Consider the following 14,078-nt stretch of genomic DNA (forward strand, 5'->3'; position numbering starts at 1 on the left):
TGCCCTGTGCAAATCCACAAATAAAGTGTGGCGTAACGCCGCAAACCAGCCAAAACTGACTGGCGACGCATAGCCCCGGGAGGACATCATGGTTCAACTCAAACAGGTCCGCCGCGATGCCCCCTGGAGCTGGCTCAAGGCCGGCTGGGCCGATCTGGTGCGCGCGCCCCGCGTGGCGCTGGGCTACGGCCTGGTCTTCGTCGGCCTCGGCGTGCTCGTCGTCGCCGGCCTGCATGCCGTCGGCATGACCGCGGCCGTCCCGGTCCTGCTGAGCGGTTTCGCCCTGATCGCCCCGGCCCTGGCCATCGGCATCTATCAGGTGTCCAGGGCCTTCGAGCGAGGCGAGACGCCCCGCTTCCGGGTTGTCGTTTCGCGCTTCCCCTCGCGCCTCTCGCAGATCGGATTCCTGAGCCTGTTGCTGGTCATGCTGCTGCTCATCTGGGTGCGGATCGCGCAATTCCTGCTGGCGGCCATCGCACCGGATACGCCTTTGACACCGGGGCCCTTTCTGGAATTCGCCCTGACCGATCCGGGCGGGCTGACGCTGGTCGTGCTCGGTACGCTGGTCGGCGCGGTTCTGGCCGGGACGGCCTTTGCGATGTCGGCGCTGTCCTTTCCCATGCTGGTCGATCAGGACGTGGATGCGGTGACAGCGCTGGTGGCGAGTTTCAAGGCGGTGATCGCCCAGCCCTTCGTGATGCTGACCTGGGCCTGGCTGATCGCCTTCATGGTGGCGCTGGGATCGGTCTTCTTCCTGGTGGGACTGGCCGTCACTTTCCCCTGGATCGCCCTGGCGACCTGGCATGCCTACCGCGATTTCGCCCCGTCGCCGGAACCTTCGGCCGTCTCGGCCTGATCGCGTTCTTCCTTTGAAAGCAGGGGCTTGTCGTCGTCGATCAGAATGCGGTGCGCAGCTCCGTCCAGATCGTCGAACTGGCCGGATTTCAGGCTCCACATAAAGGCCAGAAGTCCCAGACCGCCCATGGCGATGGCAACGGGTATGAGCCAGATCAGGACCGACATCGGCGCGCAAGCCTCAAAGCATTGAGTGTCACCAGGACCGAGGACGCCGACATGGCGATAGCGGCGATCAGCGGCGTGACAAAGCCGGCCACCGCAAGCGGCACGGCGATCATGTTGTAAACCGCTGCCAGGGCAAAGTTTTCCAGAACGCGCCGCCTGGCCCCGCGCGACACGTCGAGGGCCATGATCGCCGAGTTCAGCCGGTCGCCCTGCAGCACGAAGTCGGCCGCAGCCTGGGAGATTTCCGCCGCCGATGCCAGCGAAACGGAGACGTCCGCGGCGGCCAGGGCGGGGGCGTCATTGATGCCGTCACCGATCATGGCAACGCGGCGCCCCTCGTCTTTCAGGGCCTTCAGGCGGGCGATCTTGTCCTGGGGTTTCAGTTCGGCCTGCCAGGCATCGATCCCCAATTCCTGCGCAATCGCGGCCACGGGACCCGCACGATCCCCCGACAGGAGTACAATCGCCATGCCCCGGGCCTGAAATTGCGAGACGGTCGAAACCGCATCGGACCGCAACCGGTCCATGAAGCGAAAGCGCACCGGTTCGCCCCCGTCACGGCACAGCCAGGCCTCCGTATGGGGGTCGCCGGGCGTATCGATCCCGATCCAGCGCGCCGAGCCGAGGCGGACCCTCACCCCGTCCTCGAACGCTTCGATTCCGCCGCCGGAAATCTCGCGGGCATCGGCCGCTGCGTGACCCATCCCTGCAGCATCTGCGACGGCGCGGGAAAGCGGGTGACGGCTGGTCCGGGCGAGACGGGCGGCGGTCTCGAATTCCGCGTCGGGAATGTCCCCGCGGTTGATCAGGCGCGGACGGCCTTCGGTGAGTGTTCCGGTCTTGTCGAAGACGACGGTGTCGATGCCCGCCAGACGCTCCATGGCGTCGCCGGATTTTACCAGCACACCTTCGCGATAGAGCCGGCCCGAGGCGACGACCTGGACCGCCGGGACCGCCAGGCCCAGGGCGCAGGGACAGGTGATGATCAGAACGGCAATGGCATTGATGATCGCCATGCGCGGGTCCCCTGCCACGACCAGCCAGCCCACCAGGGTCAGCGCGGCCAGGGAATGCACAACGGGGACGTAGAGTTTCGCGGCGCGGTCGGCGAGGCGGACATAGCGCGAGCGGCTCTGTTCGCCGGCCTCGACCAGGCGGGTGATCTCGGCCAGCAGGGAATTGTCGCGGTCGGCGGTGGCTTCCAGCACCAGCTTGGCATCGAGATTGAGCATGCCCGAGAAGATCTCGATGCCCGGACGGGCCTCGACCGGAGCCGTCTCGCCGGTGACCAGGGATCCGTCCAGCGCGCCCGTGCCCTCGCGGATAATGGCGTCGACCGGCACACGGTCGCCGGCGGCGAGAACGAGCCGGTCGCCCGCCCTCACCTCCCGCGCCGGGATCGCCTCGATGCGGCCGTCGGGACGGATCCGGTTGGCGGTGGCCGCCTGCATCGCCGCCAGGCCCCGCGCCGCCTCGCCGGCCCTGGCGCGAAGGCGCATGTCCAGAAACCGTCCGATCAGGAGGAAGAAGAGCAGCATCACGGCGGCGTCGTAATAGGTGTCGCCATGGCCGATGAAGGTTTCCCAGACCGACAGGCCGCAGGCCAGCAGCACGGCCAGCGAGATCGGCACGTCCATGTTCACATGGCCGTTGCGAAGTGCGGTGATGGCGGAACGGAAGAAGGGCTGGCCGGCATAGGCCGCCGCCGGAAGGACAATCAGGGCAGAGATGCGGTGCATCAGCGCCTGCATCGTTCCGGTCATCTCCATGCCGCCGGCCCAGACCGAGATCGAGAGCAGCATGACATTGGCCATGGCGAAGCCGGCCACGGCCATCGCGCGCAGCAGTTTGCGCTCCTCCTCCTTCTGCGGATCGGCATCGGTTTCCGGCTCGTAGGGCGTGGCCGGATAGCCGATGGCGCGCAGCTTGGCGACGTATTCGCCAGCCAGTGCGGGATCGCCGCGCCAGGACAGGGACAGCCGTCCGGTCGACAGGTTCAGCCGGGCATTCTCGACGCGCGGATCCTCGCGCAGACCCGACTCGATCCGGGCGATACAGCCCGCACACACCGCCCCGCGCACCAGCAGGTCGAGTCTGGACTGACCGTCCGCGAGGCGCACGAAAGCCTGCGGATCGACAGCATTCGCGGTATCCGACAGATGAGCGGCATCTAGGGCAGCCACAGATCATGCTCCATCTCGAACGGCGCCTCGCCGTCATTGACCGCGTGGAGATGCCACTCGCCGGCCTCGGTGCAGGGCAGCGTGACCCGGTAGAGGCCGGCCCGCCGTTCCTCGAAGGCCAGCGGACAATCGCGCGACGTATCCGTCGGATGATTCATCGCGCCGGACAGGGACAGCCCGCTGACCGGGGTGCCGCCGGCGTCGCGCACTTCGACGAGGAGGTCTCCATCGACCACATTGACCCGGGCCGACCAGCCCAACGCATCCTGGGCCCGGCGGCGGTCGAGAACATCGTTGTAGTTCAGCCCCTGGACGTAGGAACGCGGCACGTCCTCGCCGGGATGCGTGCGCATAGCCAGGGTGATGAAGGTGGCGTTCACGCCGATGGTCACCGTGAAGAAAGCCACGATCATCACGAGAACGTGCCAGCCTTTGACCGGGTTCAGGAAGCCCTTCATTCGTCTGCTCCGGTAATGATCATTGACGGTGTCGCCGCGGTTTCCCCGGTCGTGCGATCGGTGACGCGGAAGGCGAATTCCTCGCGCGGCCCGTCGATCGCTGCGGCCGGAAGTGTCAGATATATCACGAAGTCCCTGGTCCGGTCGGGGCCGACTTCCAGGAGCATGGGCGCTGCGTCGGGTGCGCCCAGCACACGCGCCCCGATGGCCGGATCGCCCTCGATGACCAGATCCAGCGTGCGTGCCCGATTGGCCTTGTTGACCACTTTCAGCGTGTAGCCATTGCGCACCGAACCGTCTGAAAGCCGGACATAATTGGGATTGCGGTCGCGCTGGGAATTGAGCTCCAGCTCCGATCGCGCGATCAGCGCACCGAGCATGACCGCAGCCACGATCGCGAACGCCACGGCATAGACCAGGGTCCGCGCCCGCACGAAGCGATAGCGCGGTTCCTCGCCGCGCTGGAAACGGTCGACATTGTCGTCGGTCTCGTAGGTGATGAGGCCGGTGGGCCGGTCCACCTTCCGCATGATGTCGTCGCAGGCATCGATGCACAGGGCGCACTGGATGCATTCCAGCTGGGCACCGTCACGGATATCGATCCCCATCGGACAGACGGCCACACACTGCTTGCAGTCGATGCAATCGCCCCGCCCCTCCCAGGTATCGCCCTTCTTGTGCGCTCCGCGCGGTTCGCCGCGGTCGACCCGGTAGGTGACGTTCAGTGCTTCGCGATCGGTCATGGCGGCCTGTATGCGCGGCCAGGGACACATATAGGTGCAAACCTGTTCGCGCATGGTTCCGGCGAGCGTGTAGGTGGTGAAGGTGAGCATGCCGGCAAACAGATAGGACGACGGCGCAGCCTGGCCGGTGAAGAAATTCCCCAGCGTCTCGTAGGCGTCATGGAAATAGAGGATCCACGCCCCGCCGGTGGCGAGGGCGATGATCAGCCAGACCGCATGCTTGCCCGTCTTCCGCCAGGCCTTTTCGAGAGACCAGGGCGCCCGGTCGAGCCGCATGCGGGCGTTACGGTCACCCTCGAATGCGCGTTCGACCCAGATGAAAAGATCGGTCCACACCGTCTGCGGACAGGCATAGCCGCACCAGACCCGGCCGAACAGCGCTGTGGCCAGGAACAGGCCCAGCGCAGCCAGGATCAAAAGGCCGGTGACGTAGTAGATCTCCTGCGGCCAGATCTCGATGAAGAAGAAATAGAAGCGCCGGCCCGCGAAATCGATCAGCACGGCCTGGTCGGGCGCGCCCTCGCCCCGGTCCCAGCGCAGGAAGGGCACGAGATAGTAGACGCCCAGCGTCACGGCCATGATCAGCCATTTCAGCGAGCGGAACTTGCCGTGCGCGAGCTTGGGATAGATCGGCTCGCGCTTCTTGTAGAGTTCGCGGGTTTCGGCGGCATTGACCGCTTCGGCTTTCGACCGCCGGATACCGGGCGCCGCCATGGCGCGTTTGGACGTGTCGGACATGACGGCGCTCTAACCCGGTTCCCCTTGTTCAGCCGATGCGACCTAGCGCCCCGTGAGACGGTTGGCCGCACCCTCCTCTTCGCCGCCGCCCAGCAGATAGACATAGGCAGCCAGCGCATCGATCGTGGCCTCGTCCAGCCGACCTTCCCAGGCCGGCATGACGCCGTAGGGACCGCGATGGATAATGCCGATCACCTGCTGGCGCTGCGAACCGTAGAGCCAGTTCCGGTCGGCCAGGTTGGGCGCGCCCTGCATCGGGTCGCCGGAGCCGTCTTCCATGTGGCAGCTGGCACACTGGATGTCGTAGATCTCGCGGCCGCGGGCGATCACATCGTCGCTGGCTTCGCCACGTCCCGACAGGGACAGGACATAGTCGGTCACATCGGCGATTTCGCTGCCGGTCAGCAGATCGTCCCGGCCGAAGGACGGCATTTGCGAGAAGCGCGTATCGGGGTGTTCCGCACGAATGCCGACGCGCAGGGTGGTGCGGATGTCCCCATAGGTACCACCCCACAGCCAGACATCGTCGTTCAGGTTGGGATAGCCCGGTGCCCCCTGGGCACCCGAACCGTGACAGGTGGCGCAATTATCGCCGAAGGCCGCCTCGCCGGCGGCGCGGACAAAGCCCAGCAGGTCGGGATCGTTCTCGATCTCCTGGATCGAGGCGCCCTCGAGCGCCGCATAGCCGCCGGCGCGCGAGGCCTGCAGCTCCTCCATCGCCTGGGCGACATTTGCGCGTTCGGAGTGATCGCGGAGACCGCGTGTGTGGTCGGTCTCGCCGGCCAGACCCGGCAGCGCCGGCCAGGCGGGCATGAAGATCATGTACACGACAGACCAGGCGACGGAGGCATAGAAGACCCACAGCCACCAGCGCGGCAGCGGCGTATCCAGTTCCTTGATCCCGTCCCATTCATGGCCGGTCGTCTGGGTGCCCGAATGGGCGTCGCGTTCAACGTCGTGTTCGTCAGCGGACATCGGCATCGTCCTCATTCTCGCCGGCGGTCTCCGGCGCATCGGGTTCGGTGAGCGGCGTACGGGCAGCCTTGTCGAACTTCTGCTGGTTGCGCGGCCAGAGCGCATAGGCGAGCACGCCGGCGAACAGCAGGATGAAGATCAACAGACCGCCTGTCTGGGCGAAGCTGGAGAGTGTTTCGTACATCGCCCTACCTCAGATTCTCGTCGGCCTGTGCCTCATAGGTGGAAAAATCCACCATGGTGCCAAGCACTTGCAGATAGGCGACGAGCGCATCCATCTCGGTAACCCGCGAGGGATCGCCGTCGAAATCGCGCATGACGGCACCAGGATAACGTGCCTGGAAGGCGTCATAGTCCATCGCGTAGGGATCGAGCTGGGTGGTGACGTCCGAGACCGCCGCCTCGATCATCTCCTCTGTGTAGGGCACACCCACGATCCGCAAGGCACGAAGATTGGCGGCGATATTCGCGTAGTCCAGCTCGGCGGTCGCCAGGAAGGGGTAGTCCGGCATGATGGATTCCGGCACCACCGATTGCGGATCGATCAGGTGGTCGCGGTGCCATTCGTCGGAATACTTGCCCCCGACCCGGGCAAGATCCGGCCCTGTCCGCTTCGATCCCCACTGGAAGGGGTGGTCGTACATGCTCTCGGCCGCCAGCGAGTAGTGGCCATAGCGTTCCACCTCGTCGCGCAGCGGGCGCACCATCTGCGAGTGGCAGTTATAGCAGCCCTCGCGGATGTAGATATCGCGCCCGGCCTGTTCCAGCGGCGTGTAGGGCCGCATGCCATCCACTTCCTCGATCGTCGAGTCGAGATAGAAGAGCGGAGCGATTTCCACGATCCCGCCGATCGAGACCGTGATCAGGATGCCCACGGTCAGGATCAGGGAGTTCTTTTCGAAGAGCGTCTTGTGCAGATCGCTCCAGCGGCTTTGCTTCTGCGCCATGACAGCCCCCTATTCGGCCGGAACGGCAGACGTTTGCGGGATGACGTTCTCGTCTTCCTCTTCCACGTCGCCCTTGATCGTGCGGTACATGTTGTAGGCCATGATGATCGCGCCCGAGAGGTAGAGCACGCCGCCAAGGGCCCGGATGATGTATGAGATGTGCATCGCCTCCACGGTCTCCACGAAGGAGAATTCCAGGAAGCCGAGCTCGTTGTAGGCCCGCCACATCAGACCCTGCATGATGCCTGCGACCCACATCGAGGTGATGTAGAGCAGGATTCCGAAGGTCGCGATCCAGAAGTGCCAGTCGACCAGCGCCTTGGAGAACATGCCCTTGCGCTTCCACAGCCAGGGCACCAGGCAGTAGACGGCACCGAAGGAGATGAAGCCGACCCAGCCGAGCGCGCCTGAGTGCACGTGGCCGACAGTCCAGTCGGTATAGTGCGAGAGCGCGTTGACGGCGCGCACCGACATCACCGGGCCTTCGAAGGTCGACATGCCGTAGAAGGCCACCGACAGCACCAGCATGCGAACGACCGGATCGGTGCGCAGCTTGTCCCAGGCGCCCGACAGCGTCATCAGCCCGTTGATCATGCCCCCCCAGGACGGCATCCACAGCATCACCGAGAAGGTCATGCCCAGCGTCTGCGCCCATTCCGGCAAGGCCGTGTAGTGCAGGTGGTGGGGACCGGCCCAGATATAGATGAAGATCAGCGACCAGAAGTGGATGATCGACAGCCGGTAGGAATAGACCGGCCGCTGAACGCGCTTGGGGATGAAATAGTACATGATCCCCAGGAAGCCGGCCGTCAGGAAGAAGCCGACCGCATTGTGGCCGTACCACCACTGGGTCAGCGCATCCTGCACGCCGGCGAACAGCGAGTAGCTGCGCGATCCGAACCACGAGACGGGCATCGACAGATTGTTGACGATGTGCAGCACGGCGATCGTCACAATGAAGGCCAGGTAGAACCAGTTCGCGACGTAGATGTGCGGTTCCTTGCGCTTCCACAGCGTACCGAGGAAGACCAGGAGATAGGCGACCCAGACAATGGTCAGCCAGATGTCGGCATACCATTCCGGCTCGGCATATTCCTTCGACTGGGTGATTCCGATGAGATAGCCGGTCGCCGCCATGACGATGAAGAACTGATAGCCCCAGAAGACAAACCAGGGCCAGATCCCGCCGGCGATCCGGGTGCGGCAGGTGCGCTGGACCACGTAGAAGGAGGTCGCGATCAGGGCGTTGCCGCCGAAGGCGAAGATCACGGCGGAGGTGTGCAGCGGGCGCAGGCGTCCGAAACTGGTGAATCCGAAGGGTTCCAGATTGAGCATCGGAAAGGCCAGCTGGAAGGCGATCACCACGCCCGCCAGAAGCCCGGCAATGCCCCAGAACATCGTGGCGATCACGCCGGCCTTGACGACGTTTTCATTGTATTCGCGCTTGTCGTCGATCACGCCGCCGCCCGCGATGGTACCGACCAGCATCACAATCCCCGTGAGGAACCCGCCCAGCAACAGCCAGGACTGGCCGCGCATGGCCGCATCGGGCGCATACGCGGCCGCAAAAAGAGACCACAAGGCCCCAAGAAATGTAATGATGAAGACGGCGGCTGTTCCCGGATCGGTCCCGACCCGTTTCAGCCCTTGAGCGTTCGACATATGCGCCCCCGGATGGCTGTTATTGGCCCCGGTGTAGCGCAGTATTCCGCAAAAACTCTATGGCAATTTGTCGCGTGCGACGAAAAGGGTCTGTGCCACATCCTTGACGGGCAGTGGATCACACGGCTGGTCGCAAGTCACGACTTGATCATTGGAATCCGGAGGCGCACACAACCCTGGCAAATAAGGAGGAAACATATGGGTTGGTCGCTCTCAATCGACATGGACGATATTGCCGACGCCACCGTGGTGACGGCGAAGTCCGGACCGCTTCCCGACGGCGCGGCACGCCTTCGGATCGACCGGTTTGCGCTCACCGCCAACAATGTCACCTATGCCGCATTCGGCCGGGCCATGCGGTACTGGGATTTCTTTCCCGGCGATGACGGTCGCGGGCGGCTGCCGGTATGGGGTTTCGCGGAGGTGTCAGAAAGCCGGGTGGACGGGCTTGCGCCCGGCGAGCGCGTATACGGTTACTTTCCCGCTGCCAGCGAACTCGATGTGCAACCTGTGCGGATCACCGCATCCGGCTTTGCCGATTCGTCGGCACACCGGACCGACCTCCCCCCGGCCTACAACGCCTATGTTCGCTGCCAGGCCGATCCGGCCTGGTCGCCGGAGATCGAGGCGGCGCAGATGGTGCTGCAACCGCTCTTCGTGACTGCCTTTCTGCTCGACAACTATCTCCGCGATGACGCGAACGGGCTTGATGCGGCGCGCATCCTGCTGACTTCCGCTTCATCCAAGACGGCAATTTCGCTGGCCTATCTACTCAAACAGGCCGGCCGGCCGGCGCATGCGCTGACATCGGCGCGCAATGCCGGATTCGTTGCCGGGCTGGAGCTGTATGACGGGGTGACGACCTATGATGCGCTCGGCAGTCTCGGCGCCGGTGCTCCGGCGGTGATCGTGGATTTCGCCGGCGATGCCGACATCAATCGCGGCCTGCACACGCACCTGGCCGACGCATTGCTGGCCAATATCCGGGTCGGTGGCGCGCACTGGGAGAGAAGTGCGCCGCCGAAAGACTTGCCACCGCCCAGGCCACACTTCTTCTTTGCCCCGGATGTCGCCCGCAGCCTGATCAAGACCTGGGGACAGGACCGGTTCGAAACGGCCTACAAGTCCGGCTGGCAGGACTTCGCCCGGGCAGCCGGGACCCTGTTCGGTTTTGAGGAACGCACCGGCGCCGGCGGTGCACTCGAAACCTACAGGCAACTTGTCGCCGGCGACGTCGCAGCCGACCGGGCCCTGAGCATCCGCACCTGATCGAAGGACGGGTCAGAGAATGCTCTGGCCCGTCTTCTTCCAGTCGTCCAGGAAAGCTTCCAGTCCGGCATCGGTCAGCTTGTGCTTGACCAGGCCCTTGAGAACGGCCGGTGGCACAGTAGCCACATCGGCCCCGGCCAGGGCGCATTGCTGGACGTGATCGGCCGAACGAATGGAAGCGGCCAGCACCTCGGTCTCGAAGCCATAATTGTCGTAGATGATGCGCAGGTTCTCGATCAGCTCCATGCCGTCGACGCCCAGATCGTCCAGCCGGCCGATGAAGGGCGAGATATAGGTCGCCCCCGCCTTGGCCGCGAGCAGTCCCTGATTGGCCGAGAAGCACAGGGTAACATTGGTCTTGATGCCGTCGGACGTGAGCGCCTGGCAGGCTTTCAGTCCCTCGAAGGTCAGCGGCAGCTTGACCACGACATTGTCCGCGAGCGCGGCGAGTTTCCGGCCTTCGGCGATCATCGCGGGCGCATCCAGCGCGGTCACTTCCGCGCTCACCGGACCGTCGACCAGATCGCAGATCTCCTTGACCACTTCGAGAAAATCGCGGCCCGACTTGGCAATCAGGGACGGGTTCGTGGTGACGCCATCGACCAGGCCGGCCTCGGCCAGTTCGCGAATCTCCGCGACATCGGCGGTATCGACAAAAAACTTCATGATCTGACTCCTCGAACTGGACCGGCCGGTCTGCTGCGCCGCGTCATACTATGGGTGCGTGACAATTGAAATGCCTCAATATCCCGCCGGTTCGACGCGAAAGCCCGCCTCGCGCAGGGCCGTTTCGATGCGGTCCATATGGGCGGCATCCTGCGCCTCCAGGGAGATGTCGATATAGGTCACCTTGGCCGGCAGGTCGGAGAAGGTCTTGTGGTAGGCCACGTCGGTGACATTGCCCCCGGCCTCGGCGATCACTTCGGAGACGGCCGACAATTGTCCGGGCACGTCCACGAGTTCGATGCGCAGCCGTGCCAGCCGCCGCGATCGCGCCAGATCGCGCAGCAGCAGCGAGGACAGGAGCCGCGTGTCGACATTGCCGCCGGTCAGCACCAGGCCGACCCGCTTGCCCGCAAAGCGCTCCGGTGCCGCCAGTACGCCGGCCAGGCCCGCCGCGCCGGCGCCTTCGGGCAGGACTCGCAGATGCGAGATAAACAGGTTCAGCGCGCGCTCGATCTGGCGTTCGTCGACCAGCAGTACATCGTCCAGCAGCTCGAGCAGGACCTGGCGGGTGCGCTGCCCCGGTTCGCGCACGGCGATGCCCTCGGCCAGGGTGAAGCCGCCGACCGCTCTGTCACGGCGGTGATAGAGATTGGCGAAGGCCGGGAAGAGATCGGCCTGCACGCCGACCAGTTCGATCCCCGGCTTGATGCGCCGCGCCGCCAGGCCGCAGCCCGAGGCCAGACCGCCGCCACCGACCGGCAGAACGAGCGTGTCGAGATCGGGATGTTCGGCCAGCATTTCCACTGCCAGCGTACCTTGTCCGGCGATCACCACCGGATCGTCGAACGGATGGATGAAGACCGCGCCGGTCTCCTCGCTCAGCGAGAGGGCGTGCGCCTTGGCGGCGTCGAAATCGGCGCCGGCGATATCGACCTCTGCGCCCAGCGCCCGGGTCTGGTTCACCTTCACCGTTGGCGTGCCCCGGGGCATGACAATGGTGGCCTTGATCCCCATCGCACCGGCATGCCGCGCCACGCCCTGGGCATGATTGCCGGCCGAGGCCGCGACCACGCCCCGCTCCCGTTCCGCCGGGGTCAGCGCGGAAAGCCGTGCATAGGCGCCACGCTCCTTGAAGGAGCCGGTCGCCTGCAGATTCTCCAGTTTCACCACCACCTCGCATCCCAGCACCTGCGACAGGGCGGGCGACGGCAGACAGGGCGAGTTGAGAATCCCGCCCATGCCGGCAGCATGCAGCGTGTCGACAAAGGCGAAGGCGCCGGCGAGATCATCCGGCGGTGCCGGCGTCGTGGGTTTGAGGGCGGTGTGGGGCATGGTTGTTCCTGTAAGCCGGCCGCACACGAAAAAGCCCCGCTCCTTTGGGAGCGAGGCCGGTTTTCCGTGTCGGTCGTCCGTGTGGGGACGTTAGACGGGCGTGGGCAGCGCTCCCATCAGGGTGAGACCGATGATAATCGAAATGAGAATGAGGCCCGACGTCATGAGCACGCGAAGGCGGCTGGTCCGCTCTTCGTCGATCCGTTTGGCGATCGCAATGGCTCTGGCACGTTGACGCATATCGGTCCTTTCCTGCTTCTGCCTCCTAATGTGGCGATGCAATGACAAAGAGTCCAGACGGGAAATGTTCCGCCACTATCCCGCCGCGTCGTAGGCGGCCTTCAGCCAGCCGATCAGCTCACCGTCCACCTCAGCCGCCGACGTCAGCCGCACACGGTGGGACACCATCGCATTGAAGGAGCCCGAAGCCTCCAGCCGGCCCGCAGGCCCGGTGCCCTTGAGATTGATGCCGACATCGACGCGGGTTTTTGTGGAAGGCTGGATCAGGCCGAACTGCTTGGCCCGGCGCAGCGAGACATAGGCCTTCTTTGGCGCCAGCTCGACATCGTCGCCAAATCCCTTCACCGCCCGGACCAGCACATCGTAGATCGGCTTGAGAGCGGCCTTGTCGCCGGCATACTGCGCACCGACGAGATCGTCCTCCGCGGCCGGCCGGGTCGCCACGCCGCCACGCACCTCGTGCGCGACGAGATTGGCGAAGCCGTGCGTCATGCCGTGGTCCGACTTGAGCAGCTTGACCATGTCGCCATGCTTTTCCAACCCGCTCTCGCGCACGATGGCGACCCAGTCGGCCAGCGGCTTGCCGGTCTTTGCCGGCATGTTGGCGATCATCGATTTCGTCATGTCATCGGGCGACTGGGCCATGATATCCTCCCCCTCAAAGCTTCGGCGCGCGGTCGAGCGGCCAGTTTTCCGAGCGCGCCGCCTTCGGCGTCATCGGCGCCATCAGCGAGAACATGAACAGCATCATGCGCCCGCCGAAAGTGGCCTTGCCCGTCTCGACGACGGATTTGAGGTTCTCGCAGATGAATTTCGCACCCTGCGCCATCTGCTTTTCCGACTTCGAGACCGCGCCGGTGGCAGCGTGTTCGCTGATCAGGGTGAATTCGGTCCCGTCCCCGACTTCCTTCAGCCGGTAGCGGACGATGGAGACCGGATCGTCGGACGTGGTGAACTTGAACGTGTGTGCGTAGTGATGCGGCGGTTCGAAATCGAGCACCTCGCCCATCACCATGGTGTATTTGCCGTCCGGCGAGCGCATCGCGAACGGCGCGCCCGGAGCAAAGCCCGGCGTGTCGTACTGGCCGCCGAAGAAGAATGGCAAAGGCCTGTCGGTGCGGATGAGTTCGCTCCAGACCCTGTCGATGGGCGCCCGGATGATCACCCGATACATGGATGTGCGCACTTCGCCCAATTGCGAAGCCTTGGCGGGTTCGGTCATGTCTGTCCCTTTCGCTCCCCCGGTAGATGCGTGACGGACGCAGCCCTGTCCGGCGCGTCCGGGTATTCGGCGGTGCGTTGCTCCGCCAGGTATTTGATGTCCAGCACGCGGCCCGCCCACATCGCGGAATACTCGCTGGACCAGCGATCATGAATCATCTGGATGGGCACCACATTCATGTAGAGATGCCGCGTGCGCCCACGCTTGTCCGAAATGATCAGCCCCGCCTCTTCCAGCACGGCGAGGTGGCGCATCACGGCCACCCGGCTGACATCGAACCCGGCCGCAACCTCCCCCACCGCACACCCGGGATGGTTCTTGACGAAATCCAGCATGCGCCGCCGCTGGGCATTCCCCAGCGCCTGGAAAACGGTATCCATGGATTCCGGCGACATCATCCGGCTATCTCCACATGTAATATATGCATTACATATTCGGCTTCCGGATTTGTCAATGGGGTTGCGCAAAAGCCGGGCCGCGCTCAAACATGTAATACAGAACGCAAAAACGTTATCCCGGCGCAAGCTGGGATCCCGATTCATAAAGCCCGGTCAGGGCGCCTTGAAACGCGATGCCGGCCCCACCTCTCGCTATCGCCCAATCCTGTGGCCCCCGGGGTC

General features: G+C 64.6%; 16 protein-coding genes. 2 read left to right on the plus strand and 14 right to left on the minus strand.

Annotation, left to right across the window (positions count from 1 at the left end; translation table 11 throughout):
• Window positions 1-88: 88 nt before the first annotated feature.
• A complete protein-coding gene (locus Q1U94_RS08410) occupies window positions 89-856 on the plus strand; it encodes a DUF2189 domain-containing protein (RefSeq protein ID WP_300543329.1) in 768 nt (255 codons plus the stop codon).
• Here Q1U94_RS08410 and ccoS read toward each other — a convergent pair.
• Genes ccoS through ccoN form a run of 8 tightly spaced genes read right to left on the minus strand, consistent with a single transcriptional unit; the run spans window position 808 to window position 8,729 of the window.
• The gene (ccoS, locus tag Q1U94_RS08415; protein ID WP_300543330.1) at window positions 808-1,023 is read right to left on the minus strand and encodes a cbb3-type cytochrome oxidase assembly protein CcoS; all 216 of its coding nucleotides are present in this window, start codon (window positions 1,021-1,023) and stop codon (window positions 808-810) included. The two genes, Q1U94_RS08410 and ccoS, sit on opposite strands and share 49 nt — an antisense overlap.
• Window positions 1,011-3,206 carry a heavy metal translocating P-type ATPase gene (locus Q1U94_RS08420; protein ID WP_300543331.1) on the minus strand — a complete coding sequence of 732 codons (2,196 nt, stop codon included), beginning with the start codon at window positions 3,204-3,206 and terminating at the stop codon, window positions 1,011-1,013. The genes ccoS and Q1U94_RS08420 overlap by 13 nt, the downstream gene beginning before the upstream one ends.
• Complete coding sequence (locus Q1U94_RS08425; RefSeq protein ID WP_300543333.1) at window positions 3,194-3,664, minus strand: FixH family protein; 471 nt, start codon at window positions 3,662-3,664, stop codon at window positions 3,194-3,196. Before Q1U94_RS08425 ends, Q1U94_RS08420 begins: the two co-directional genes overlap by 13 nt.
• Window positions 3,661-5,145: a cytochrome c oxidase accessory protein CcoG gene (ccoG, locus tag Q1U94_RS08430; RefSeq protein ID WP_300543335.1), complete on the minus strand. Its 1,485-nt coding sequence runs from the start codon at window positions 5,143-5,145 to the stop codon at window positions 3,661-3,663. Before ccoG ends, Q1U94_RS08425 begins: the two co-directional genes overlap by 4 nt.
• Window positions 5,146-5,187: 42 nt before the next feature.
• Window positions 5,188-6,120 (minus strand): cytochrome-c oxidase, cbb3-type subunit III, encoded by a 933-nt coding sequence (ccoP, locus tag Q1U94_RS08435; protein ID WP_300543336.1) that lies wholly within the window; start codon window positions 6,118-6,120, stop codon window positions 5,188-5,190.
• Window positions 6,110-6,304, minus strand: a complete 195-nt coding sequence (locus tag Q1U94_RS08440) for a cbb3-type cytochrome c oxidase subunit 3 (protein WP_300543337.1) — start codon at window positions 6,302-6,304, stop codon at window positions 6,110-6,112. Before Q1U94_RS08440 ends, ccoP begins: the two co-directional genes overlap by 11 nt.
• Before the next feature lie 4 nt (window positions 6,305-6,308).
• Complete coding sequence (ccoO, locus tag Q1U94_RS08445) at window positions 6,309-7,067, minus strand: cytochrome-c oxidase, cbb3-type subunit II (protein ID WP_300543338.1); 759 nt, start codon at window positions 7,065-7,067, stop codon at window positions 6,309-6,311.
• A gap of 9 nt (window positions 7,068-7,076) precedes the next feature.
• Window positions 7,077-8,729 (minus strand): cytochrome-c oxidase, cbb3-type subunit I, encoded by a 1,653-nt coding sequence (ccoN, locus tag Q1U94_RS08450; protein WP_300543339.1) that lies wholly within the window; start codon window positions 8,727-8,729, stop codon window positions 7,077-7,079.
• A 198-nt stretch (window positions 8,730-8,927) separates the two neighbouring features.
• Between ccoN and Q1U94_RS08455 the strand changes: the two genes are divergently transcribed.
• Window positions 8,928-9,998, plus strand: coding sequence for a DUF2855 family protein (locus tag Q1U94_RS08455; protein ID WP_300543341.1), 1,071 nt, complete (start codon window positions 8,928-8,930; stop codon window positions 9,996-9,998).
• Between the two features lie 12 nt (window positions 9,999-10,010).
• On the opposite strand, the gene fsa is transcribed toward Q1U94_RS08455, so the two are convergent.
• From fsa to Q1U94_RS08485, 6 genes are all read right to left on the minus strand, one after another.
• The gene (gene fsa / locus Q1U94_RS08460) at window positions 10,011-10,664 is read right to left on the minus strand and encodes a fructose-6-phosphate aldolase (protein WP_300543342.1); all 654 of its coding nucleotides are present in this window, start codon (window positions 10,662-10,664) and stop codon (window positions 10,011-10,013) included.
• 75 nt (window positions 10,665-10,739) lie between these two features.
• Window positions 10,740-11,996: a threonine ammonia-lyase gene (locus Q1U94_RS08465; protein WP_300543344.1), complete on the minus strand. Its 1,257-nt coding sequence runs from the start codon at window positions 11,994-11,996 to the stop codon at window positions 10,740-10,742.
• A gap of 90 nt (window positions 11,997-12,086) precedes the next feature.
• Entirely contained in the window at window positions 12,087-12,236 is a 150-nt protein-coding gene (locus Q1U94_RS08470; RefSeq protein WP_300543345.1) for a hypothetical protein, read from the minus strand.
• Window positions 12,237-12,311: 75 nt separating this feature from the next.
• Window positions 12,312-12,881: a DUF4287 domain-containing protein gene (locus Q1U94_RS08475; protein WP_300543346.1), complete on the minus strand. Its 570-nt coding sequence runs from the start codon at window positions 12,879-12,881 to the stop codon at window positions 12,312-12,314.
• Between the two features lie 13 nt (window positions 12,882-12,894).
• Complete coding sequence (locus Q1U94_RS08480; RefSeq protein WP_300543347.1) at window positions 12,895-13,458, minus strand: SRPBCC domain-containing protein; 564 nt, start codon at window positions 13,456-13,458, stop codon at window positions 12,895-12,897.
• Entirely contained in the window at window positions 13,455-13,856 is a 402-nt protein-coding gene (locus Q1U94_RS08485) for a helix-turn-helix transcriptional regulator (RefSeq protein WP_300543348.1), read from the minus strand. Before Q1U94_RS08485 ends, Q1U94_RS08480 begins: the two co-directional genes overlap by 4 nt.
• Window positions 13,857-14,078: the final 222 nt, after the last annotated feature.

Origin of the sequence: Maricaulis sp. (assembly GCF_030149515.1) — a bacterium.
GTDB lineage: Bacteria > Pseudomonadota > Alphaproteobacteria > Caulobacterales > Maricaulaceae > Maricaulis.